Origin of the sequence: Acinetobacter sp. neg1, assembly GCF_000788125.1 — a bacterium.
GTDB classification, from domain to species: Bacteria; Pseudomonadota; Gammaproteobacteria; order Pseudomonadales; family Moraxellaceae; genus Acinetobacter; species Acinetobacter vivianii.
In genome coordinates this window covers 983970-1006100 of record NZ_JSZD01000006.1, presented here as the reverse complement: position 1 = coordinate 1006100, position 22131 = coordinate 983970, and the positions used below count along the sequence as shown (strand labels likewise).

The following is a 22131-nucleotide window of genomic DNA, read 5'->3' as shown; positions in this document are numbered from 1 at the left end:
ATCAAATTAAAAATAGCGTTATGAAGCTCAAATGGATGAGGAACGCATTCAATATGTCTTTACTGAAATCTTCTTTTTTATCAGATCGCCAATGGGCCATTGTCGCCTCGATCTTTATGATGGCAACCTCAGCAATGGGGCCAGGATTTTTAACCCAGACCGCTGTATTTACAGTCAAGTTAGGCGCAGCATTCGGCTTCGCCATTTTAGTTTCTATTCTGATTGATTATGTAGTTCAACAAAATATTTGGCGTGTAGTCACACTGACGCAAATGCGTGCATCAGATATTGCCAATAAAGCATTACCAGGTAGTGGTTATGTACTGGCTTTTCTGGTGATTTTGGGCGGTTTTTTCTTTAGTGTCGGTAATATTGCAGGTGCAGCTTTAGGTTTAAATGCACTTTTTGGTCTAGACACAAAGTGGGGCGGTATTTTAAGTGGTGCGTTAGCCATTTTGATTTTTGCATCAAGAAAAGCCACGCTTGCCATGGATAAAAGCATGATCGTGTTGGGATTACTTAAAATCCTCCTGATTATTATTGTTGCCGTCATTGTAATGCCTCCTGTTGGTCAAGCGGTACAGCAAACCTTTGCGCCAGATCAGATCGACTTTGCCATTATTACCACCATTGTCGGTGGTACGGTGGGTGGTTATATCTGCTATGCGGGTGCACACCGTTTACTCGATAAAGGCGCGGTTGGCCCTGAAAATATTGATGAAGTTGCGAAAGCTGCGACCAAGGGCATTGTCGTGGTTGGTATCATGCGCTACGTGTTGTTTTTAGCATTTTTAGGTGTGGTGGTGAGCGGTGCAACGATTGATTTAGCCAGCCATGACGCCAATCCGGCAGCGCAAGCATTCCAATATGCAGCGGGTACATTTGGTTTTAAATTATTTGGTTTAATTTTCTGGGCAGCAGGTATTAGTAGCACGATTGGTGCAGCATATACGTCGGTTTCATTCTTTACCGCATTTAAAAAGAATTTAACCCCAAAGCAAACCAACTATACGACCATTACCTTTATCGCATTGGCTTTATTGCTCTATGTGTTATTGGGTGCGACTCCAGCAGGTCTACTCATTTTTGTAGGTGGTTTTAACGGTTTGGTGTTGCCAATTGGCCTTACAATTTTTGTGTATGTAGCAGCGTGCCGTAAAGATTTAATGGGTAATTATAACTATCCAAAATGGTTACTTATTTTGGGTGGGTTAACATGTTTGTTGACGTGGTGGATGGGCTATATGTCGTTTACGACAGTGTTTAACTATTTGACTAAGCTTTAAGCCAGACTGCGTGAAGTAATAAAGGAATAATGCCATGTTTGTAGATTTAAATAGTGATTTGGGTGAAAGTTTTGGCTCATGGAAAATGGGTAATGATGATCAGATTTTACCTGTCGTGACCAGTGCCAATATTGCGTGTGGCTTCCATGCTGGCGACCCGCTCGGCATTTTAAAAACAGTTCGTAAAGCAGTAGAGCTTGGTGTGACCATTGGTGCTCATGTGTCTTATCCAGACCTTGTTGGTTTTGGCCGCCGTAATATGGATGTGTCGCGTGATGAACTGATTGCCGATGTGCTTTACCAAATTTCTGCACTCGATGGCTTGGCTAAAGTAGCAGGTTCAAAAGTGCAGTACGTTAAACCACACGGCGCACTCTACAACACCATTGCACATGACCAAGCTCAGGCAGCCGCAGTGATTGATGCGATTAAAATGTATAACCCTGAACTGGTTTTAGTGGCTTTGGCGGGATCGAACTTAGTCGAGCAGGCACGTGCGGCTGGCTTAAAAGTGGTATCTGAAGCATTTGCAGACCGCGCTTATAACAGCGATGGTTCACTGGTATCTCGTCGTCTCGAAGGTGCGGTTTTACACGACTCGGCATTTGTTGCGAGCCGTGTGGTTTCAATGCTTAAAAATGGTGGGGTTGAGTCAATTGACGGTGTATTTACCCCAATTCAAGCCGACACCATTTGCTTACATGGCGACACCGACGGTGCGCTAGAGATGTCAGCAGCTATTAAAGCCGAGCTTGTAAAAAACAATATTGAAATTCGCCCATTTGTAAACAAAGCATAAGGATGAGCACCATGTATAAGGATATTAAAGTCGACCCAGCTCAACTTGAAGCCGCTTTAAATGCGCGTTTAAAAATCCGTGCAGGTTTTGATAAACCGACAGCAGGCATGGCTGCGGGCATGACGCAGGTCAACATGATTTCGGTGCCAAAAGAGTGGGCATATGACTTTTTACTCTATGCACACCGTAACCCACAAAGCTGCCCAGTGCTTGATGTGCTCGAAGAAGGTATTTATGCAACTAAACTTGCGGCAGACTCAGACATTCGAACTGATTTCCCGCGCTATCGTATTTGGAAAGATGGGGAAATGGTCGATGAAGTGACCGATGCAAGCGAGATTTATAACGCTCACCCTGATTTGGTGACTTTCTTAATTGGTTGTAGTTTTTCTTTTGAAACGGCTTTGCAAGAAGCGGGTATTGAAGTTCGCCATATTCATGACGACACCAATGTACCGATGTATTTAAGCAACATACTGTGTGAACCAGCAGGGCGAATCTCAGGAAATATGGTGGTTTCCATGCGACCAATTCCATCTTATCAAATTAGCGAAGCGGTAAAAATTACATCACGTATGCCAAGCGTGCATGGCGCACCTGTACATATCGGGCACCCTGAAAGCTTAGGCATTAAGGATATAAACAAGCCTGATTTTGGCGATGCTTCCCGTATTGAAGCAGGCGAAATTCCTGTGTTTTGGGCATGTGGCGTAACACCGCAAGCTGCGGTGATGAACTCGAAAATTCCTTTTGCCATTAGTCATGCACCGGGTCATATGTTTATTACCGACATTCCTGACCGTGCTTGGATTGGCTAATTGAGCTAAAGAAGAATTAAAAGGATAAGCAAATGCGTTTTTTATCGGTAAACGCCGATTGTTTTCTGATTGAGCTTGCGAGCCTTGAAGAAACTTTGGCGTTGTACAATAAATTGCAAAATACGCAATTGAATGGAATTAAAGACTTAGTCCCTGCTGCAAAAACAATTTTGGTTTTTTTTAACGAGATCGAAACCAACTTTCAAATGCTGGTTGCTTCAATTCAGAGCCTTAAAATTGATTCTGGATTTGAGCGTAGCGACCAAGAAGTGATTGTGCCGATTCGTTACGACGGTGAAGACCTTGCTCAGGTTGCTGAGTTACAAGGGCTGTCTATTGCTGATGTGATTAGAAAACATCACCAAAGCGTGTGGAATGTCGCTTTTATTGGTTTTGCGCCCGGCTTTGCGTATATGAGCAGTCCCGATAAGCCTTTTACCGATATTCCACGCTTAACGGTTCCACGTAAAAAGATACCGTCAGGCTCTTTGGGGTTGGCTGGAAAATACTCTGGTATTTATCCAAAAGACAGTCCGGGTGGCTGGCAGCTGATTGGTACAACATCAGAAAAAATGTGGGATTTAGAGCGTAAAAATCCTGCATTGCTGTTACCGGGCATGACCGTTCATTTTGAAGATGTTACGCATCGGCCAACCACTGTAGCTGTACCGCAGCAAATCACGCGTACAGTTGAGCCGAAACAATCTGTGCCACTATTTACGATTACTGCGCCAAGTTTACAGATGCTTATTCAAGACGAAGGGCGTTTAAACCAAACCAATATTGGGGTTGGGGTTGCAGGGGCAATGGATTTGTCTGCCATGCATAGTGCTAACCGTATTGTGGGTAACCCAACCGATACACCAGTCATTGAAGTTTTAAATGGTGGCTTAAAAGCCAAAATGCAGCATGCGGGCGTTATTGCGGTAGCTGGGGCTATTTCAAACATTCGTGTGAAATTTGCCGATGGTCAAACCGCAGACTTTGCAAGCTATCAACCGATTGATTTAGATGAAGGCGATGAATTTCAAATTCAGCCACCAACAGCAGGTTTAAGAAACTATCTGGCAATTCGCGGTGGTGTAGACGTTGAACCAGTACTCAATAGTGCCTCATTTGACAGCTTGGCAGTGTTAGGGCCAGAGCCTTTAAAGCTTGGAGATACCATTTACAAAGGACAGGTTCAAGCAGCCAACATTAGCGTAAATGAAGTGGGTAAAAGCGACTTGCCACAAGCTGGTGAAGTCGTTGAGCTAGATATTGTAATGGGGCCGCGTACAGACTGGTTCGAACAAGACAGTATTGAACTACTCTGTCAGCAAGAATGGCTAGTGACCAATGAAAGCAATCGAGTCGGGCTAAGACTCTCAGGTGCAGAGCCTTTAACTCGCAAAATTACCCATGAACTGGAAAGTGAAGGCACATGCATTGGTGCTTTGCAGATTCCACCGAGCGGCCAACCCGTTTTGTTTATGAATGATCACCCTTTAACGGGCGGATATCCGGTCATTGGCTCTGTTGCTAAACACCATTGGGACTTGGTGGCACAGATTCCAGCAGGTTGCCGTATCAAATTTAAAAAAATTGCCGAATTTACAGATTTTGAGAATGAAAGATGAATACAGAAAAATTATTGATTGCGAATCGTGGTGAAATTGCCGTTCGTATTATTCATGCTTGCCGCGACATGGGAATTGCTTCGGTCGCGTTATATGCAGATGACGACATTGGCAGCATGCATGTCGAGCTTGCAGATGAAGCATGGGGCTTGGCTGGTGCGACTGCCAGTGAAACCTACCTAAATATTCCAGCCATTATCGAAGTTGCAAAAAAATCGAAAGCGACGATGGTGCATCCGGGTTATGGCTTTTTATCTGAACGTGCTGAGTTTGCCCAAGCCGTGATTGATGCTGGCTTAAAATGGGTCGGGCCATCACCAAGTACCATTGAAAAACTAGGTGATAAAATCGAAGCACGTAAAATTGCTGCCTCGGTGGGTGCGCCGTTGGTTCAGGGGACGCAAGATCCACTCAATAACGCAGATGAAGCTTTAGAGTTTGCTAAGCAGTTTGGTTTGCCGATTGCCATTAAAGCTGCGTTTGGTGGCGGTGGCCGCGGCTTAAAAGTTGCGTGGAAACTCGAAGAAGTTCAAGAGCTTTATGAGTCGGCAGTACGAGAAGCAAAAGCTGCTTTTGGTCGTGGTGAATGTTTTGTCGAGCAATATCTCGATAAACCGCGCCATGTGGAAGCGCAGGTGATTGCTGACCAGCACGGCAATATTGTGGTACTGGGTACACGCGATTGTTCGTTGCAACGCCGTAACCAAAAGTTAGTTGAAGAAGCGCCAGCGCCATTTATTAGCGATGAGATTTACCAGCAAATTTTAAGCTCGGCAAAAAACATTTGTCAGGCTGCAAACTATGTGGGTGCGGGTACAGTTGAATATTTACTGAGTCGTGATGGCAAACTTTCATTCTTAGAAGTGAACACACGTTTGCAAGTTGAGCACCCAGTGACCGAAGAAACCTCAAAAGTCGATTTGGTGGTTGAGCAAATTCGTGTGGCTCAAGGTGAAGTGCTTTCTATTAAAGAAACACCAAAAGCCCAAGGCCACGCCATTGAGTTTCGTATTAATGCCGAAGATCCAGCGCGTGGGTTTATTCCAGCCTTTGGTGTGTTGAGTTTATTTGAAGCGCCGTTTGGTCACGGTGTACGCGTCGACACAGGTGTTCGAACTGGCTCTTTAGTGTCTAGCCACTTTGATTCACTCATGGCAAAACTGATTGTGACTGGCCCAACCCGTGAAGTTACAATTGCTCGTGCTAGACGTGCTTTGAAGCAATTTAAAATTGAAGGCGTGGCTTCGGTTTTAGATTTCCACCGTGCGGTACTCAATGAACCTGATTTTACCGATGAGTTTAATGTCCATACGCGTTGGATCGAAAATGACTTTAAACAAGAGTTGAAACCGACTAAACGCGGCATTCCGAACCATCAACAACCGATGTTGCTGAGCTACATTGAAATTGATGGCAAGTTACATCGTTTAGGTTTACCTGCAGGTATGTTTGCACAAGGCCCAGCAACCGCAGTTCAAGCCCAAACCGCTGAACCAGAAGTGAGTGCCGAGCATTTACTTGCCCCAATTAATGGTGTGATGAGCGCTTGGAAAGTCGAAAATGGTGAACAAGTGACGGAAGGGCAAGTGGTTGCCATTATGGAAGCTATGAAAATGGAAGTACAAGTACTGGCGCATCGCAGTGGCGTTATTCAGATTAGTGTAGAGAAGGGCGCGACTAGTCAGGCAGATAGCATCATTGGCACAATCCGTTAAGTTTATTTAATAAACTTACAAAAATTTTTGGCCTGATGATGCTAATCTGCTTTATCAGGCTGAATTCACCCTATTTGTTTGAAATAGAAAAATATATAACCAGATATAAGGCTAAATTTTGTTGAATAATCAAAATATTGTGTGAAATATAACTAAATTGCAGAGAGTTTAATTTTAAATTGTGATTTTAATCACAGATTTATCTGAACTAAGGAAAGTTTCAACTGATTAGTTTTTGCTTTTAACTTATTGTTTTTTAATATTTAACAAGAAGATCTACATTTTTCGTTACAACCCTTTAGTCGACAAACTTTGTTTTTATTTGCGATATTCGCTTGCAAACTTAGCAAAGGAATTTGCCTATGGTGTCATTTTTATTCATTGGTTTGATCATTACGATTTTACTTACACCAGGTCCAACGAATACATTATTGGCTTCATCTGGAATTCAGGTTGGTGTAAAGCATTCACTTAAATTAATCCCATCTGAGGTTTTAGGCTATCTTATTGCAATTACAACTTGGGGATTTTTACTGGAGTCTGTTTCCCATTTAGTACCGTGGTTGCCTCCGTTATTAAAGCTATTTAGTGCTGTTTTTATTATTTATTTAGCTGTAAAGCTTTGGTTAACCTCAACAAAACAAATAGATTTAAATCAGCCATTGATTACATCTAAGGCATTATTTGTTGCAACCCTGCTTAATCCGAAAGCGTTATTATTTGCTTCAGCCGTCTTTCCACATACAGCATGGTTGAAACTAGATCAATATTTTATCCATATGGGAACATTTTTAGCCCTGATTACGCCAATTGCATTTTTATGGATTGCTTTTGGAACCATGTTGATTTCTAATAAAATCGTTTGGTTAAATCAACGTAACTTGCAACGAACTGCTGCTTTTATTTTAACTTTTTTTGCAATGCCTTTAGCTTTTTCGGCAATTACATCTTTTTAATTTATTTAGCTTTTTTCAATTTTTAAAATGGAGTTATTTGATGAACAATATAAAAATCAAAGTAAAGGATCAATTTGAGGCTGAAAACATAGCCGTTGCCTTAATTCGAAAGGCGAATGATCAAGAAATCCCTTTATTTAAAAGAATAGAACACATTGAAATTGAAGGAGAGATCCTTCTGCCAAATATGGAACTTCTTTATGAAAATCCAAAAGATGGTCGTATCTATAGATTTATAGAGGAATTATAATTGAGTTACTGAGAAACTTATATTCTCGATGATAAGATGAATTCCATGATCAAAAGTCATGGAATTTTTTGTTGCTATTATTATTCGATTGAATTATTTAAATTTTCTTATTTGTATCTACCTATTTCCTAGAAGCTAAGCGTTCGAAAATTATTGGCAATTAAAAAATATAATAAACAAGATACTTAAGCGTATTTGATTTGTTGTTTTTTATAAAGAAATTATATTAATTAATGATGGGCTTATTTCTGATTTTTATTAAATACATTAACTGTTAAATTTAAATGGTTTTAATGGTAATTTTTTAGTTGATGTCTTTATATAATGAACACTCTTTTTTATAGGGTGTCTTTAATGATTGAATGGATTTGTAAAACATGTAAAAAGTATAAGCGGTTTAATCCGAATACTTTAAAATTAGGGCAGATTGTTTCCTTTTATCAATATGAAGTGATTGCCGGTAAGCTAAATAGCTTAATCAAAAAGGGCGTGATATTGAGAATAAAGAACAAAATCTTGACCGTACTGGATAATGGTTTAATCCTTTACTTTAAGGATACACAAGTTTATCCGCTAGATGCACCTGCGCAACTTGTTTATAAAATATTTGGTGAGTGTAGATGTTTGGGACGCTAATCAATATTGTATAAAACAAGCCAATAGAAAGAGGACATTTGAATAATGGTATGAAATTCTTGTTTCATTAAAAGAATATAAATAACAAGATTTTAATTCAATAAGAATAAATTAAAAATAGAAGTCTAGATTTTTTACTCAGTATCTCATTTCTATCCAAAGCTCTATTTAATGATATCCCTTTGTCAATTCCGTAAATTTTCAAGCTATTTAGATAAAAAATAACAGTGCCTAAGATTTTAAAAATCATCAATAAAAATGATGACTTTAAATAGTAAAAGACATCATCTGATGCCTTTTATTTTTAAGATTGAATAATTGAAGAAACTCAATACTATTTAATTTGCAATGGTTTATCTTCTTGGTAATTCGCTACGCGGTACGCGTGTTAGATCCATTGTCATTTGGGTAAAAGCTGCGGTTTGTCGATGTAACAAATCAAAATCAACAAAATCTACGGTATCAAGACCATAGTTCAGTAAGTACGCTGGTCCTGTGAGATAGTTGATGGTTGGAATACCACCCGCGCCCCAGAAATAGTGTCCTTCACCCGGCCAGACCGAATCTTCAGCATAGCTTCCATTTGGATGTAATGGCGGCATGATAAAGGTTGCACCCGCTTTGGCATTGACTGGCCATTGCTTTGATAACTCGACAAGAGCAGGTTGATTAGAGGTAAATAAAGCTCCAAACTCTTTTTTACCCGTTGCAGTGAGCACACCTTTCTCATTTGGAATCCATTCATTGATACCCAAGTGTTCGATCGTGATCGCAGCGTTGATTCGATCCGCAATACCATCATTTTTATGCTGATCCAGAAAACTACGGATGCCACTGCCTGCAAAGAAATGGCCCGTCGACAGCATGATCATGACACTTCGATCTAAAGACTTTTGAGGTAGTCGGGTCAGATACTGGGCAATATCAATGACTGCATTTGGTCCATTGTCCTCAACGCCATTTGTACCATCGGTATGGCTATTCAGTACAACCAGCTCATCGCTTTTTCCAGCAATGGTACCGATGATATTTTTGGTCGTCACTTCTCTTTCTGTCGCGTTCAGTTTAATTTGAACAGTATGCTTAGCATTGGCTTCTTGGCGTAGTTTGACGCCTGTTGCCATATCTACATAAAAACCTGGTAAGCCATAAACCTCGGCATAGAATGGTGCATAAATTTGAGCAAGTTCTTTACTGCCTGCATCGTTGGCAATAAATACTATTCCTTTGGCATTAATTGCTTTAAAGCCTTTGAGCAGATTAATGACAGAACCCATGCCATTTGCTGAACGTTTATAGGGATCCGATGGGTTGAGGGTATGATCTGGGTCGTATGTACTTATTGCTCGATTGGCGTAGAAGTTTACAGTGAGTGCGGGAGTTGGAAAATCTACAAGCACAATTTTATCTGCATACTCGGCTGCCAGACTTTCAATAGAGGTAGCCCCAGTTAATAAGCTTTGTAATTGAGTTGGTGTTAAATATTTAAGTTCAGCAGTGGTGCCTTGAGCGGGTGTAATGCCTGAATAGGGCACATAAGATGCATTCACGGTTTCATATTGGTTGATTCCAGAACTAATCCCTAAATTCCATGAAGTGGGTTCCCAGACTTTAATCTTGATTTCTTCAAGATGTATATCTTTCACCCCTGCTTTTTGCAAACGTTTATATAGATCCTGCGTATAAGCTTCATGTGATTCAGAACCTGGTGTACGTAAACCATAGGCATCGAGTTCTTTATGCCACTCACGCATGAGCTGGGTTGGTAAGAATTGTGTTTCATCAACCTTAAGTGCTGCACTTGCTGGCAGGCTTTGAGTCGGCCAATCTTGATCTTTGGAAGGAGAGGTGTCCGAAGAGGACTGATGATCATTTCCACAACCTGAAATAAACAGTCCCAATAGACAAGCTGAGGCAAATTTGCGATATGAACGTTGATTCATCCTGATGTTCATTTCTTTCTCCATATTGGATGTGCGCTATTTAAAATTTAATTTATTTGTAAAGGATGATGGCTAAGATCTAATAATGAGTTGGCTATTCACCAGACTTATAGATTGCAATCCATTTACGCATCTATATCATTTCCTAATGATAGGCCTACCCAGCATAAGCTTAAATGACAGAAGACAAAATAACGGAAGCAGGACATCTCATTGTGTTTTTAGGGCAAATATAGAGAAGAAAATAGTGTGACTCAAACTTAAGCTTGATACATGAGCTAGAGTTATTTCTTTTTATACATCAATAAATTTTTTTGATATTGCCCAGGCGTATAAGTGGTTAGTGTGCGAAACCAGCTAATAAATGAATGACTGGTGTTAAAGCCTAAAGATCTAGTAATTGATTCAACTGTATTTTTCTTGTCTTGAAGATAATTTTCTGCAAGTTCCAAACGGACTTCATTTAAAAGCTGACTATAGGTTTTACCTTCTTGTTGTAAGTTGCGGCTTAAAGTTCGTTCATTCATTCCTAATTGTATTGCAATCATTTTTCTGGAAGATTTTCCTTGATGAAGCATCAGGCGAATACGCGCCTTAACCTGTTCAATCAAGGTGGTTTTTATTGCCATTTGTTCAAGAAGTTTGCGCGCTAATTGCTCGACACTATCATATAAGGCAGCATTCATTGTCTTTAGTGGAAGGTTGAGTGCCTTATCTGACAGAATGAGAGCTGATTCAGGCATGCCGAAGTAGACAGGACATTGAAATGTTTGCTCATAGATGCTTAACAATGCAATATCATTTTTATCGGTCATTTCATGATGAAAGTGCACTGCCAGTAAATTGGGATAACCATTGTCCCTGACCAGCCGTACCAGCATAGACCAGTAGCCCAGATTATATTCTGTTGCACAGCGCACAAAGATCGGATCTTGGGAGTTGCAATCCCAGCCCCAATAGACCAGATTAGATTTTCTTTTTAGCGATATTCTACCGATTCTTCCAATCAATTGCTGGTAACGCTGCATCATTTCGATGGCATCACCCAATGTACCGCTTAGTGGTACTAAATGTCCCAATACGCCGTAAGCAGTAGGGTCGAGTTGTTGTAGCAGTTTGATACTAATTAGAGGATCATGGTTGAGCTGATAGCAGTAATTCACCATACGTTCCAGATAGTACAGGGGAATACAGGCATTCGGATCAATCAGTAATTTTTCGTCAAGGCCACTGGCAAGGAGCAAAGCTGAGCGGCTGGTCTGAAACATCGCCGCATTATCTAGAATATGTTTGATTAAACTGACCAGAACAGCACTATCGACTGCTAGTTCTTGCGAAGATAAATTCATTTCCATGGAGCCCTGCAATATATGAATCTATAGTATCGTTTTAGTATAACGACGCATATATGTTCAATAACCTCAAAACAACCCCTTCATTTTTTCTGTAAGCCAGAGAATCCGCACGGTGAAATTGATTTAAGTCTATGTATTTAAACTCTCTATATCAAAATCAAATTGAGTAAGTTTGTTACGCAGCAATGGCATTGCAAAATCCAGAAAGAGTTTGGTGACGAGTAAAACATTTTGGCGTGTGGGAAGCAGTGCATTCATTAAAGAATCAGGGGATGACCATTGCGAGTGAGCGCTAAAAACTTCAATAAACTGATTCTCTCTTAATTCATCAATACATAAGTAATGCGGAAGAACAGCAATTCCCATTCCATTTTTAACAGCAGACTTTATAACAGACATATTTCCACAGCTTAAATAGGGTTCAAGTTGCAAGTTCAAGACATCACCATTTTTGTGGACAAAGTCCTTTAATACATAATTTTCATGTAACCCTAGTGTTATATAGTTAAAGGCTATCAGTTCACTCGGATGTTCTACTTGGACTTTACCGTTGTTATAGTTTTTACTTGCGACCAGTATCATCGGAATCGCGCAGACTGGACGTACAATTAAACTCGAGTCTTCCAGCGCTTTGGAAGTAATGCGAAAAACCAGATCAACCTTGGAACTGATCAGATCGATATTGCTGTCTGCGACATGGATAATGACTCGTATTTGAGGATATTCCTGCATAAACAAGCCTAGAATTGGAACAATCGCTTCTTGAGCAAGCGTTGAGGAGCAACCGATCCTTAATGTGCCTTGAGGTGTGCTGGAAAGGTCTGAGGCGACAGAAAAAGCATTGCGTGCGGCTTGTCTAAGCTCTACAGCATAGTGATAGACCTGTTCACCTGCTGGCGTCAATACAACATTTCGGGTGTTTCGATGTAACAAACGAATGCCCATTCTATTTTCAAGATCAGCAATATGTCGACTTAATTTAGAGCGTTGTATGCCTAAGCTACGCGCGGCTGCTGAAAAGCCTGCGTGTTCTACAACTTCAGTAAATAATAAGAGATCGTCGAGTTTTTCCATTCGCCCTATAAATCATTGTTGCTATTTTTAGAACAGTATATTGTGATTTTTATGAGTTCTGTCAATTTCTTTAAGTTGCTAAATTATTTAAAGGTATATCGATGGGATTTTTATAAATGAGTATATATAAAAATCAACTGATGCGTAAGAGACTGACAAATAAAGTTTTTATGTTTCTTTTGATGTCATGTGCATTCACTTCAGTTGCTGCCCATGATAATGGCAAAACTTTTGATCAGTCTGCATATCAGAATCGACCCGTGCTGGCGGATTTTACTGCGGCTGCATGTCCCGATAATCCCCGAGCTTTAACACAGGTCAAGGGCAATCTTTATCGTCATACCACAGGTGCTGGTCTAGCGGTGCATAGTGGTCTTGTCTTGATCACCAAAGAAGGTGCATTGGTAATCGATCCAGCAATGACATGTACATCTACTTGGTTAAAAGATGAGATCAAGAGTCGCTTTAATGTACCTGTGAAATATGTGGTATATACCCATGCCCATGCGGATCATATCAGTGGCGGTCAGGTCTTTAAAAATGCTGGTGCAACCATCATTGCAAATCAACGCGCGGTTGAACCTATTGTCGGAGAGAAATTACCGACTGCATTACCCGATAAAGTTTTTGATCAGGATATGAAAATCACATTAGGAGGTGAGGAAGTCTTACTACATTATGTTGCACCTAGCCATTCCGACAGTATGGTGATGGTTCTTTTCCCAAAATATAAAGCGTTGCAATGTACGGATGTCTGCGAAAGTAAGAGCATGCCTTACAATGATTTTTTAGATTTTTATTACACAGGCTGGATTGATACGTTGAATTGGGTGATCAATCAGGATGTGGATATTATTGATGTTGGGCATTATACGCCCGCCACACGTGCAGATCAGATTGCACTCCGTCATTACATTATCGATTTACATCAACAAGTTTTAGATTTGGTTCGTGCAGGACAGTCATGGGATCAACTCTATCGAAACGTAAAATTTAGTCCTGAAGTACAAAGCTGGACAGGTTTTAGTACGATGAAAATACCAAATATTCAGGGAATGTATCGGTGGGTGACTAACCATCGAAGAGGCAACTGGTAATTACCATCCTCATTCATAGGAAGATGTATCCAATCACGGATTCTAATCTTATTTAAGTGCACCATTATCTTGAAGATAACGAATTTTCATGTGCTTTCTTACGTTTTCAATAAGGAAGTCATGAGAAATATCCGAAATTTTCATAAGCAATTAATGAGTATTAAAGTGTTAGAGATTAAAGATTTAGAAACCTTCATCAATGTTGTCGAGAGTTCTTCTTTGGCAGATACGTCTAAAGAGTTGAACGTGAATCAATCCACGATCACCAAGCGTATCAATCAGCTTGAAGAGAAAGTGCAAGGAGAACTATTTAATCGAAGAAGTCGTCCGTTACGATTAACGCAACTGGGAGAGAAAGTTTATTTTAAGGCGCGTTATATTCTTGGACAACTTGAAAAGCTGGAAAGTGTATATGAACAGGAAATAGGACTGTCTAAGGAAAAAGTAAAAGTCGGTATTTCAATTACTTTGATGGATGGTCTGTCTGAGTACCTGTACGAAAAATATAAATTTGCTCAATCTTCAATAGAGTTTGATATTTATGGGGGCAGAGCGCAAAGCCTGATCCAGCAGGTGCAAAATAAGGAGTTGGAGCTGGCGATTGTCATGTTGCCATCCAATTTCAAGTTACCAGTGCATTTATCTTTTTTAAATATTGGTGCAGTACCGTTGGTCATCGTGTCTAAAAATGTAGGCGTTAAACAATATAGCGATTTAGAGAGTTGCTGCAAAAAAGGGTGGGTCATGCCGCCTGAGGGATGTTACTTAAGAGAACTTTTAAGTGATGTCTTACAAGAAAAACAGTTAAGTTTTGATGTGAATAAAGAAGCCTTTGGAATAGATTTTTTATTGGACAGTATTTTAAATGATGAAGGTTTAAGTATATTGCCGAAACCATTTTTTGATCATTATATGAAGTCTAACAATGATTTAGAGGCTGTTTTGGTAGAGGATTTTAAGGTAAACCTGAATCTAGGCGTTATTTACTCAGATAAGAAATATCTGGATAAGGTGAGTTATTTCTCAAAAATCTTGAAGCAACTCTACTTTCGAGAGAACCCCTATAATTAATATTTAAGCTACATTACAAAGTAATTGATAGACTTGCTCTAAGTCTATTATTTGCTTAGCGTTTTCTCTAAAAATAATAAAATGAATAAAGCCAATTTTATTAAAAAATGTGTAGGTGGTTGCAGAACTCTCGTATTACTTACATGTAAGGTGGAAATCTTTACAATTAAAAAATAGTTTTCATCTCAAAATAAGAATAATAGCTTGCACCTAAAGGAAATAGAAATGCCTCAATATTTAAGAATTTCTGAAAATATTTATCGGAAATTTAAGGAAAATGATAGATTTACCGACAATAAACAAGATTGTCTGAATCTCATTATTAAACAAATCCGTAAAGAACTTGTCGATACAGATCTGAAGCTAATTTATAACTATATTGATTTTGTTGACGGATTTGAGCAGCCACTCAAAGATCGACGCATGACGCTGGATATCAGTTTAATCCCGAGCTACAAGCATAAAGATGAATTTGTGTTATGGCTTGCAGGTTTTATTGAAAAGATTACCGAAGGGGGAGTAAAACGCTTAGCGCCGATCCATGCCAATATTCCGCCTGAATTTACGTTCCAGAGTGATCCAAATGTCGTTTTAGATATACGAAATGAACATAGTGGCGAAAGAATTATCTCTTATTTTAGGAGTGATGACTTCGCAGAAGAAATCAAGAATATCTGATTTGATTGAATAAGCAGCGGATCTCTTTAGTAGATAAATGAGATCGTTATGCTTTTTGCTGTAAATATTATAAAAATCATGGCTTGAACCACGATGAATAATACAAAAGCTTGCTGAATAAGTTATTTTTCGTCGAATCAGATTGAAAGATAGGGGAAGGCCTTAGGTTAAGATTAAGCTAAATTTTATGCCAATTGATACAACATAACATGATAATATTCATCACTAAAATTAAAAATTATTGGGGCTTGAGAATGAAAAAGACACTATGTTCTGTGGTTATTTTTATTATATCAACAGTGACTTTTGCTGCTGATGCATCTGCAAAGTTACAGAATTTAGAGCCTGTTCCCGCTGCTCAGATCTCTACGGACAAAAGTAAAAAATCGCTTATTAAACAATCTGTGAAAAAAGCCAATATTAATGAGGAAGTGGATACACAAGCCTTAAAGTTAGGCGGTATTCATCGTAGAGAGGATGCGCGGGAATATCTTGAGCTCAGAAATGATGTGGAAAAAGAACCGCAGCAACAGCCGCTAGAAAAAGCCAAAGTGAAAAATACTACGGAGGAAGTGGCAAGCAAATAGCCGTTGCTCAAGTATCAAAGGGATTTGATCAAGCAAGTTTGGATCTAATATTTGAGGCTTCAAAACGCGATAAAGCGAAATATCGATATCGAAGTGATTACATTGTGCTTGGAATTATTTTGAAACGTTTCCTCCCTTCATTGTAACCCGATGGTTAATTAAATATTAATAAAATCCATAATTTTAGAGTTAATTTCAATGATTTAGCACTTTTAAGAATAAAACTATAATACTTATAACTCTTGTTACAACCATTTGATCGACAATTTATAGAAAATTTCCCATAGTCCTATGAACAAGATTATTGGGAGAACTGTTATGGATAAGATTACAGTCATCGTAAAAGATCAAGAAGAAAATGAGTCTATTGTCGTGGCCCAGTTAAATGACCTCGAAGATCAGGATATTCCGTTTTTTAAACGTGTCGAACATATCGAAGTCGAAGGGCATATTATTCATCCAAATATAGATTGGCTGTTTGAAAGTGAAGCAGATGGAAAAATCTATAAACTCGTTGCACCTGTGGACGATAAAAGATTCGTTTAAATTTAATAAAGTTCCATTTCTGTTATAGAAAACCCACTTAGCATTAAAATAAGTGGGTTCTGTTGTTGCCGATCATAAAAATATCGTTTTCTTCATCAATTATTTTTATTCTATCAATATCTCGGGTGTTGCAAGGGAGATGATTTAAAGAGCTGGCGGGTTGATGTGCGGAGTCCAAGCTCTTTCTAAATCAAATATCATTTTCAGGGTGTTCTGGATCAAGTAATTGGGTTGAGGCCTTTCACGATATCATTAAATTCTGAACCATTTAACCAGAAGGATTTCTTGAGGAAAAGTGTGGTCATAATACTCTCGGCACTTTCGCTGTCTGGACTTTCACAAAAGAGCCCATAGCTATTGCCAAGTACGGTATTGTTTTCAATCAGACGAATAAAATATGCATGTTGTTCGTCTGCATAACCTAAAATAGCATCACGTTGATTGTTCATTTTTCATGTCTCCACATCAAAAATATTTGAATAAAACCTAACTGCTGAAAGATCAGAAATATTTATGAATCAGATCAATAACTTACTCTTTTAAACAACCGTTGAAAAATCATAAGTTATTCATTTAAATCATTAATTTGCTTTGTTTTACGTCCTTGTCTAAGTTAAACAAGCCAAAATCTGATCTATGGGATTTATTGTTATGCAAAATTAATTGGCCGTCAACTTGAATTTGTAACTTTTTCAAGTTAAATTATTTTAACGCATTTTAGACTTGGGTAAGGGGGGGATATGACCAAAAAAACGGAATTTGAACATGGTGGCGCCAGAGCTAATGCTGGACGAAAAGCACAGTTCAGTGAACCAACAAAAGTGATTCGTGTACCTGAGTCTCAAGTTGATTTCATCAAAAACTGGTTACGGAATAATGTCAAAACAGGCTCACGTTCTGATTTGACCTCCTCATTGAAAATACAAAATGTACAAGCCAATAATGATCGACTTTACCATATTCCGCTTGCAACGGAACGTGTTGCAGCGGGTTTTCCATCACCAGCTCAGGATCATATTGAACAAGCACTGGATTTAAATCAGTTTTTAATTCGTAATGAAAACTCTACTTTTATCGTCAAGGCAAATTCGCTTTCAATGCTGGATGCGGGCATTGATATTGATGATCCTCTCGTGGTGGATCGCAGTTTATCTGCCAAATCGGGTGATATTGTTATCGCCTTAATTGACAATGACTTTACCGTAAAACGTTTAATGATTGATCATCATTTCAATCCACCAAAAGTCTGGTTAAAAGCCGAGAATCCTGACTATCAGGATATTTATATTAGCGAAGGCCAAGAGCTACTGATCTGGGGCGTTGTGACTTACAACCTGAAACCGATGAGATAAGCCGATGAGTCTGCCACAACGTATTTTTGCCTTGATTGATGTGAATAACTGCTATGTCAGTTGTGAGCGCGTGTTCAATCCAAAGTTAGAAAATCGTCCTGTGGTGGTGCTGTCCAATAACGATGGTTGTGTAGTTTCTCGTTCTTATGAAGCCAAAAAACTCGGTATTAAAATGGCTGCACCCGTATTTCAGATTGAGGACATTATCCGGCAACATCAGGTTGAGGTGTTTTCCAGTAATTATGCCTTATATGCGGAAATGTCACGCCGTTTCATGAATATATTGGGTAATTTCGTCGATCCTTGTGAGCAGGAAATTTATTCGATAGATGAAAGTTTTTTGGAATTGACAGCCTATCAACATTGTTATGATTTAAGTGAATATGCCCAACAGATTATAGACACAATCAAAAAATGGTTGGGTATTCCATGTTGTATTGGTATTGGCTATTCCAAAACGCAGGCCAAACTTGCCAATAATTTAGCCAAGAACCATTCCTGTTTTAACGGTGTCTGTAATATGGTGGCTGAAGATCCCTGTGTGATTGAGAGCTTGCTGGGAAACATGCCTGCTGGTGAAGTTTGGGGCGTGGGTCGCAAGATTCGGCAACGTCTGGAAAAAATGAATATCTACTCGGTCATGGATTTGGTACAAGCTGATCCCAAAATGATGGGAAAGTATTTTTCAGTGCTGATGGAAAATACGGTGAAAGAATTACAGGGTATGGCCTGTCTGGAAATTGAAGATGTGATCGCTGATCGTCAGCAAGTATTGAGTAGCCGTTCTTTTGGTCAGCCGATTGAAGATAAGAATAGCCTAAGCGGAGCTTTAACTGAATTTACCTTGCGTGCGGTAGAGCGGCTTAGACAACAGAACTTACTCTGTAAAGCAGTCGGGGTGAGTATCCGTACCAATCGCTTTAATAAAGAAAATTACTATCGTCCGTTTACGGTGGTGTATCTAGCGGATTATAGTGATGATCGACTTGAGATCATGAAAGCCGTGCAACAAGGTCTGGACCGTATTTATCAGGCAGGACACCGCTATAAAAAAGCCGAAGTGATTTTACTGGATATTATTCCACAACGTAGTCATGCCGTTGATCTATTCCACGATACGGATGAGCTGATCGCCCGAAGGAACCTGTCACTGGCCTTTGATGAGATCAATAAAAAATTTGGTCGGGATGCCATGACTTTAGGCCGGTTAATTACGCCGCATGGACGAACATGGAGTATGACCCAGAATCATAAATCTCCCAGTTATTTGACCAAGTGGGATGAAGTTCTGAGAGTTTTATAATATTTCTAATCGTAATCGGTATTACCAAATCCTTATATACTCTTTGCCCCCAGCTTGATTAAGCTGAAAGTGATATCACGCAACGTACATTTCATAAATTAAAGTGCTTTAATATCAAATTATTGGTTCTGATTTAACGTTTTATTGGGATAGACACCTTGTATGGCGATTTCTGTAGAAAGACATATACCGACCGAGCAACTGATTAACGCAATTGCACGTTTTACAGAGGTGCAGGGCGATCATGTCTCGGACATTCCACAGCTTTCATTTCATAGTCGCAAACATCCGACAGACAGTGCGCATTGTATTTATAATCTAGGCATTGGCATAATTTTGCAGGGGCAGAAACAAGTCGTTATTGGGGATCAGATCTATCAATGCTCGGAAGAGCAAAGTATGCTGACCACGATTGATCTGCCAGTTACTTCCCATATTGTTCAGGCTTCACCGCAGAAGCCCTTTTTAGCCGTTTTACTGTTACTTGATTTACAAATGGTGAATCAGGTCATTGCGGATATGCCTCAAGAATTATGGATAGAATCTGACCAGAATCATCCTTCATTTTCCGTGGAGTCAGTCGATGCAGCATTGGTCGATGCATTTTTGCGATTGGTGAAAGTGCTAGATGAACCTGTGATGATTCCTCATCTGGTTCCCCTGATTCAGAAAGAAATTATTGTGCGGGTACTCAATGGCCCGCATGGAATCTATTTGCGGCAATTGGTGAAATCAGGTTCGGCACATCATAAAATCCATCAGGTGGTGAGCTGGCTCAAACATAACTATGTACAACCTATGCGTATGGATGATTTGGCGGATAAAGCGTTTATGAGTCCTTCGACTTTCAGGCAGCACTTTCGTGCTGTGACTGGCATGAGTCCCTTACAATATCAAAAGCAGCTACGTTTACAGGAAGCCCGACATTTGATGTTTAATCAGAATGTTGATGCAGGACGGGCAGCGGGGCTGGTTGGTTATGAAAGTGCCTCACAATTTAGCCGTGAATATAGTCGTTTATTTGGGGAATCGCCCCAGCGGGATATTCAACGGATGCGACAAGGTTTATAGCTATTTAATATAGGATAGGCCCTGTAACTTGAGAGATTTAAGTGGATAGGTTTTGCGATGGATGAGTCCGATCAGATATCAGAACGAGTCAGAGGTTTAGCACATAGAGTCGATGGGCTGGTTCAAATTGAAGATTTCCAGACGGAAATTTCAGGATTCTCTTTGCATCGTCGTACCGCCAAGCAGGCCATTCATTGTATCTATGGACTTGGGTTGGGTATTGTGTTGCAGGGACAAAAGGAGGTCCTTATCCGCGATAAAGTGTATCGTTATGGCGCTGGTCAAACGATGCTCACTACGATTGATTTGCCTGCCATTAGTCGCGTAACCCGAGCCTCTTACCATGAACCTTTTTTGGGAATGATGCTCGCCCTGGATCTGAACCTGATTATTGAAACAGTGCAGACATTGGATGAAGGGATAGAACGCAAAAATCTTCCTGCATTTTCCATTGAATCTATGGATCATGGATTGGTTGATGCGTTAACGCGTCTAGTCGGACTGATCGAGCAACCGACACTGGTTGAGCAACTCGCTCCACTGATCAAGCAAGAAATTATTATCCGTTTACTGGTTGGCGAACATGGGCGTTATTTGCGGAATCTGGTGAAAGCAAAGGCTTCAGATCAGAATATTTTTAGTGTAATCCAGTGGTTAAGAAATCACTTTCTTCAAGAAAACTGTATAGAAACTGCTTTCGAACAGGCAAATATCAGTGCAGCGACATTGAGAAATCATTTTAAGCAAGTGACGGGTATGACACCGTTGCAATATCAAAAACAATTGAGATTGCAGGAGGCTCGAAAGCTGGATTTATCGCAAGCCATGAATGTGCAGCAAATTGCTGATCTGGTTGGCTATGAGAGTCAGTCACAATTTACGCGTGAATATTCACGATTGTTCGGCAACAGTCCTCGTCAAGATTTACAGCATTAAATCCTCAAAATAGGCAAACAATCTTCAAGAATAGGCAACTTTGATTTGTAGCAAGTCTCTAAACTGATCACATCAGCAAAGACTTCTTTGTTTACTATTTCCGACATTCAAGAGGTGATGAAATGGAAGCAGTTAAAATCAAAAATACCTATTGGGATATTGCCGCAGATCTATATTTTCCCCCTGCATTTGATCAAAACAAAAAATACCCAGCCATTATCAGTGCACATCCAATTGGCAGTTGCAAAGAACAAACCTCAGGCAATGTGTATGGTGAAGCCCTTGCCAAAGCTGGTTTTGTGGTGATTGCATTTGATGCAAGCTTTCAGGGCGAAAGTGGTGGAGAGCCGCGCTATATTGAAGATCCATCGCTACGTGTTGAAGACTTTCGCGTTGTGGTTGATTATCTGGTTACACTGGACTATATCGATGAAAACCGAATTGGTGTCTTAGGCATTTGTGGTGGCGGTGGTTACTCGATCAATGCCGCTATGACCGAACGCCGTATTAAAGCAGTAGGAACGATTACAGGCGCAAATTATGGTCGTGTTATGCGTGAAGCCAGCGCTGGTAATCCGATTGCATTTTTAGAAGCTATTGCAGCACAAAGAACGGCTGAGGCCAGAGGCGCAGCGCTTCGAGTCGATCAGGGTCTCTATCCAACGGTAGAAGCTGCAAAAGCCGATCATGCCGATATTGATCCTTTAGAAGCAACTGAATATTACCGTACGGCACGTGGTGAAAAACCGAATGGTGTAAATAAAACATTGTTCTCTCACAATGCGGTTGCTGTCGGCTGGGATGCATTCCATCTGGCAGAAATTTTATTAACTCAACCTTTGATGGTTGTGGTGGGAAGTAAGCCAGGTGGTTTTGGTGCATATCGTGATGGTTTTGAAATTATCAATCGTGCGGCATCGACCAATAAAGAACTGGTTGTGGTTGAAGGTTGGTCGCATTACGACTTATATGACAAGCCTGAACCCGTCAAGATTGCGCTAGATAAGCTGATTCCATTCTATCAGGCCAATCTTTAATT

21 protein-coding genes and 1 pseudogene are annotated in these 22131 nt (G+C 39.9%); 18 read left to right on the top strand and 4 right to left on the bottom strand.

Features of this window, described 5'->3' with window-relative positions:
• The first annotated feature begins 31 nt into the window (after positions 1-31).
• The 8 genes and pseudogenes from PJ15_RS05790 (at position 32) to PJ15_RS05755 (ending at position 8079) form a co-directional block, all read left to right on the top strand.
• Positions 32-1286: pseudogene (locus PJ15_RS05790) on the top strand (NRAMP family divalent metal transporter).
• A 34-nt stretch (positions 1287-1320) separates the two neighbouring features.
• Positions 1321-2085 carry a LamB/YcsF family protein gene (locus PJ15_RS05785; protein WP_004770563.1) on the top strand — a complete coding sequence of 255 codons (765 nt, stop codon included), beginning with the start codon at positions 1321-1323 and terminating at the stop codon, positions 2083-2085.
• Positions 2086-2087: 2 nt separating this feature from the next.
• Positions 2088-2903: a putative hydro-lyase gene (locus tag PJ15_RS05780; RefSeq protein ID WP_155757749.1), complete on the top strand. Its 816-nt coding sequence runs from the start codon at positions 2088-2090 to the stop codon at positions 2901-2903.
• 32 nt (positions 2904-2935) lie between these two features.
• Positions 2936-4522: an urea amidolyase family protein gene (locus tag PJ15_RS05775; protein ID WP_047428854.1), complete on the top strand. Its 1587-nt coding sequence runs from the start codon at positions 2936-2938 to the stop codon at positions 4520-4522.
• Positions 4519-6237, top strand: coding sequence for an acetyl/propionyl/methylcrotonyl-CoA carboxylase subunit alpha (locus PJ15_RS05770; RefSeq protein ID WP_004770558.1), 1719 nt, complete (start codon positions 4519-4521; stop codon positions 6235-6237). Before PJ15_RS05775 ends, PJ15_RS05770 begins: the two co-directional genes overlap by 4 nt.
• A gap of 362 nt (positions 6238-6599) precedes the next feature.
• A complete protein-coding gene (locus PJ15_RS05765) occupies positions 6600-7193 on the top strand; it encodes a LysE family translocator (RefSeq protein WP_004770557.1) in 594 nt (197 codons plus the stop codon).
• 40 nt (positions 7194-7233) lie between these two features.
• Positions 7234-7443, top strand: coding sequence for a hypothetical protein (locus tag PJ15_RS05760; protein ID WP_004770555.1), 210 nt, complete (start codon positions 7234-7236; stop codon positions 7441-7443).
• A gap of 354 nt (positions 7444-7797) precedes the next feature.
• Positions 7798-8079, top strand: coding sequence for a hypothetical protein (locus PJ15_RS05755; protein ID WP_004770553.1), 282 nt, complete (start codon positions 7798-7800; stop codon positions 8077-8079).
• Positions 8080-8432: 353 nt separating this feature from the next.
• On the opposite strand, the gene PJ15_RS05750 is transcribed toward PJ15_RS05755, so the two are convergent.
• The 3 genes from PJ15_RS05750 to PJ15_RS05740 all read right to left on the bottom strand — a co-directional run bounded on the left by PJ15_RS05750 (position 8433) and on the right by PJ15_RS05740 (position 12451).
• Positions 8433-10022 (bottom strand): M28 family peptidase, encoded by a 1590-nt coding sequence (locus PJ15_RS05750; protein ID WP_052138556.1) that lies wholly within the window; start codon positions 10020-10022, stop codon positions 8433-8435.
• Between the two features lie 284 nt (positions 10023-10306).
• A complete protein-coding gene (locus tag PJ15_RS05745) occupies positions 10307-11377 on the bottom strand; it encodes an AraC family transcriptional regulator (protein WP_047428852.1) in 1071 nt (356 codons plus the stop codon).
• Positions 11378-11506: 129 nt separating this feature from the next.
• On the bottom strand, positions 11507-12451 hold the full coding sequence (locus PJ15_RS05740) for a LysR family transcriptional regulator (protein ID WP_047428850.1): 945 nt from the start codon (positions 12449-12451) through the stop codon (positions 11507-11509).
• Between the two features lie 116 nt (positions 12452-12567).
• Here PJ15_RS05740 and PJ15_RS05735 point away from each other — a divergent pair, with 116 nt between their 5' ends.
• The 5 genes from PJ15_RS05735 to PJ15_RS05715 all read left to right on the top strand — a co-directional run bounded on the left by PJ15_RS05735 (position 12568) and on the right by PJ15_RS05715 (position 16430).
• Positions 12568-13548, top strand: a complete 981-nt coding sequence (locus tag PJ15_RS05735) for an MBL fold metallo-hydrolase (RefSeq protein WP_047428848.1) — start codon at positions 12568-12570, stop codon at positions 13546-13548.
• Positions 13549-13668: 120 nt separating this feature from the next.
• On the top strand, positions 13669-14619 hold the full coding sequence (locus tag PJ15_RS05730) for a LysR family transcriptional regulator (RefSeq protein ID WP_081402752.1): 951 nt from the start codon (positions 13669-13671) through the stop codon (positions 14617-14619).
• 225 nt (positions 14620-14844) lie between these two features.
• A complete protein-coding gene (locus PJ15_RS05725) occupies positions 14845-15297 on the top strand; it encodes a hypothetical protein (RefSeq protein ID WP_047428846.1) in 453 nt (150 codons plus the stop codon).
• A 254-nt stretch (positions 15298-15551) separates the two neighbouring features.
• A complete protein-coding gene (locus PJ15_RS05720; RefSeq protein ID WP_047429193.1) occupies positions 15552-15884 on the top strand; it encodes a hypothetical protein in 333 nt (110 codons plus the stop codon).
• A 318-nt stretch (positions 15885-16202) separates the two neighbouring features.
• Positions 16203-16430, top strand: a complete 228-nt coding sequence (locus PJ15_RS05715) for a hypothetical protein (RefSeq protein WP_004770538.1) — start codon at positions 16203-16205, stop codon at positions 16428-16430.
• 218 nt (positions 16431-16648) lie between these two features.
• Here PJ15_RS05715 and PJ15_RS05710 read toward each other — a convergent pair whose 3' ends face one another.
• Positions 16649-16879 (bottom strand): hypothetical protein, encoded by a 231-nt coding sequence (locus tag PJ15_RS05710; RefSeq protein ID WP_004770535.1) that lies wholly within the window; start codon positions 16877-16879, stop codon positions 16649-16651.
• 291 nt (positions 16880-17170) lie between these two features.
• Between PJ15_RS05710 and PJ15_RS05705 the strand changes: the two genes are divergently transcribed.
• The 5 genes from PJ15_RS05705 to PJ15_RS05685 all read left to right on the top strand — a co-directional run bounded on the left by PJ15_RS05705 (position 17171) and on the right by PJ15_RS05685 (position 22129).
• Positions 17171-17782, top strand: a complete 612-nt coding sequence (locus tag PJ15_RS05705) for a LexA family protein (protein WP_004770534.1) — start codon at positions 17171-17173, stop codon at positions 17780-17782.
• A gap of 4 nt (positions 17783-17786) precedes the next feature.
• Positions 17787-19085 (top strand): Y-family DNA polymerase, encoded by a 1299-nt coding sequence (locus PJ15_RS05700; RefSeq protein ID WP_047428844.1) that lies wholly within the window; start codon positions 17787-17789, stop codon positions 19083-19085.
• Positions 19086-19247: 162 nt separating this feature from the next.
• On the top strand, positions 19248-20156 hold the full coding sequence (locus PJ15_RS05695; protein WP_047428842.1) for an AraC family transcriptional regulator: 909 nt from the start codon (positions 19248-19250) through the stop codon (positions 20154-20156).
• Between the two features lie 57 nt (positions 20157-20213).
• Positions 20214-21092 (top strand): AraC family transcriptional regulator, encoded by an 879-nt coding sequence (locus tag PJ15_RS05690; RefSeq protein WP_047428840.1) that lies wholly within the window; start codon positions 20214-20216, stop codon positions 21090-21092.
• A gap of 122 nt (positions 21093-21214) precedes the next feature.
• On the top strand, positions 21215-22129 hold the full coding sequence (locus tag PJ15_RS05685; RefSeq protein ID WP_004770527.1) for an alpha/beta hydrolase: 915 nt from the start codon (positions 21215-21217) through the stop codon (positions 22127-22129).
• Positions 22130-22131: the final 2 nt, after the last annotated feature.

Coding starts and splice junctions, on each gene's coding strand:
- PJ15_RS05770 (WP_004770558.1), top strand. CDS start 4,519: ATGAATACAGAAAAATTATTGATTGCGAATCGTGGTGAAATTGCCGTT.
- PJ15_RS05710 (WP_004770535.1), bottom strand. CDS start 16,879: ATGAACAATCAACGTGATGCTATTTTAGGTTATGCAGACGAACAACAT.
- PJ15_RS05735 (WP_047428848.1), top strand. CDS start 12,568: ATGAGTATATATAAAAATCAACTGATGCGTAAGAGACTGACAAATAAA.
- PJ15_RS05695 (WP_047428842.1), top strand. CDS start 19,248: ATGGCGATTTCTGTAGAAAGACATATACCGACCGAGCAACTGATTAAC.
- PJ15_RS05765 (WP_004770557.1), top strand. CDS start 6,600: ATGGTGTCATTTTTATTCATTGGTTTGATCATTACGATTTTACTTACA.
- PJ15_RS05745 (WP_047428852.1), bottom strand. CDS start 11,377: ATGGAAATGAATTTATCTTCGCAAGAACTAGCAGTCGATAGTGCTGTT.
- PJ15_RS05755 (WP_004770553.1), top strand. CDS start 7,798: ATGATTGAATGGATTTGTAAAACATGTAAAAAGTATAAGCGGTTTAAT.
- PJ15_RS05685 (WP_004770527.1), top strand. CDS start 21,215: ATGGAAGCAGTTAAAATCAAAAATACCTATTGGGATATTGCCGCAGAT.
- PJ15_RS05720 (WP_047429193.1), top strand. CDS start 15,552: ATGAAAAAGACACTATGTTCTGTGGTTATTTTTATTATATCAACAGTG.
- PJ15_RS05705 (WP_004770534.1), top strand. CDS start 17,171: ATGACCAAAAAAACGGAATTTGAACATGGTGGCGCCAGAGCTAATGCT.
- PJ15_RS05700 (WP_047428844.1), top strand. CDS start 17,787: ATGAGTCTGCCACAACGTATTTTTGCCTTGATTGATGTGAATAACTGC.
- PJ15_RS05785 (WP_004770563.1), top strand. CDS start 1,321: ATGTTTGTAGATTTAAATAGTGATTTGGGTGAAAGTTTTGGCTCATGG.
- PJ15_RS05775 (WP_047428854.1), top strand. CDS start 2,936: ATGCGTTTTTTATCGGTAAACGCCGATTGTTTTCTGATTGAGCTTGCG.
- PJ15_RS05750 (WP_052138556.1), bottom strand. CDS start 10,022: ATGAATCAACGTTCATATCGCAAATTTGCCTCAGCTTGTCTATTGGGA.
- PJ15_RS05780 (WP_155757749.1), top strand. CDS start 2,088: ATGAGCACCATGTATAAGGATATTAAAGTCGACCCAGCTCAACTTGAA.
- PJ15_RS05760 (WP_004770555.1), top strand. CDS start 7,234: ATGAACAATATAAAAATCAAAGTAAAGGATCAATTTGAGGCTGAAAAC.
- PJ15_RS05730 (WP_081402752.1), top strand. CDS start 13,669: ATGAGAAATATCCGAAATTTTCATAAGCAATTAATGAGTATTAAAGTG.
- PJ15_RS05690 (WP_047428840.1), top strand. CDS start 20,214: ATGGATGAGTCCGATCAGATATCAGAACGAGTCAGAGGTTTAGCACAT.
- PJ15_RS05725 (WP_047428846.1), top strand. CDS start 14,845: ATGCCTCAATATTTAAGAATTTCTGAAAATATTTATCGGAAATTTAAG.
- PJ15_RS05715 (WP_004770538.1), top strand. CDS start 16,203: ATGGATAAGATTACAGTCATCGTAAAAGATCAAGAAGAAAATGAGTCT.
- PJ15_RS05740 (WP_047428850.1), bottom strand. CDS start 12,451: ATGGAAAAACTCGACGATCTCTTATTATTTACTGAAGTTGTAGAACAC.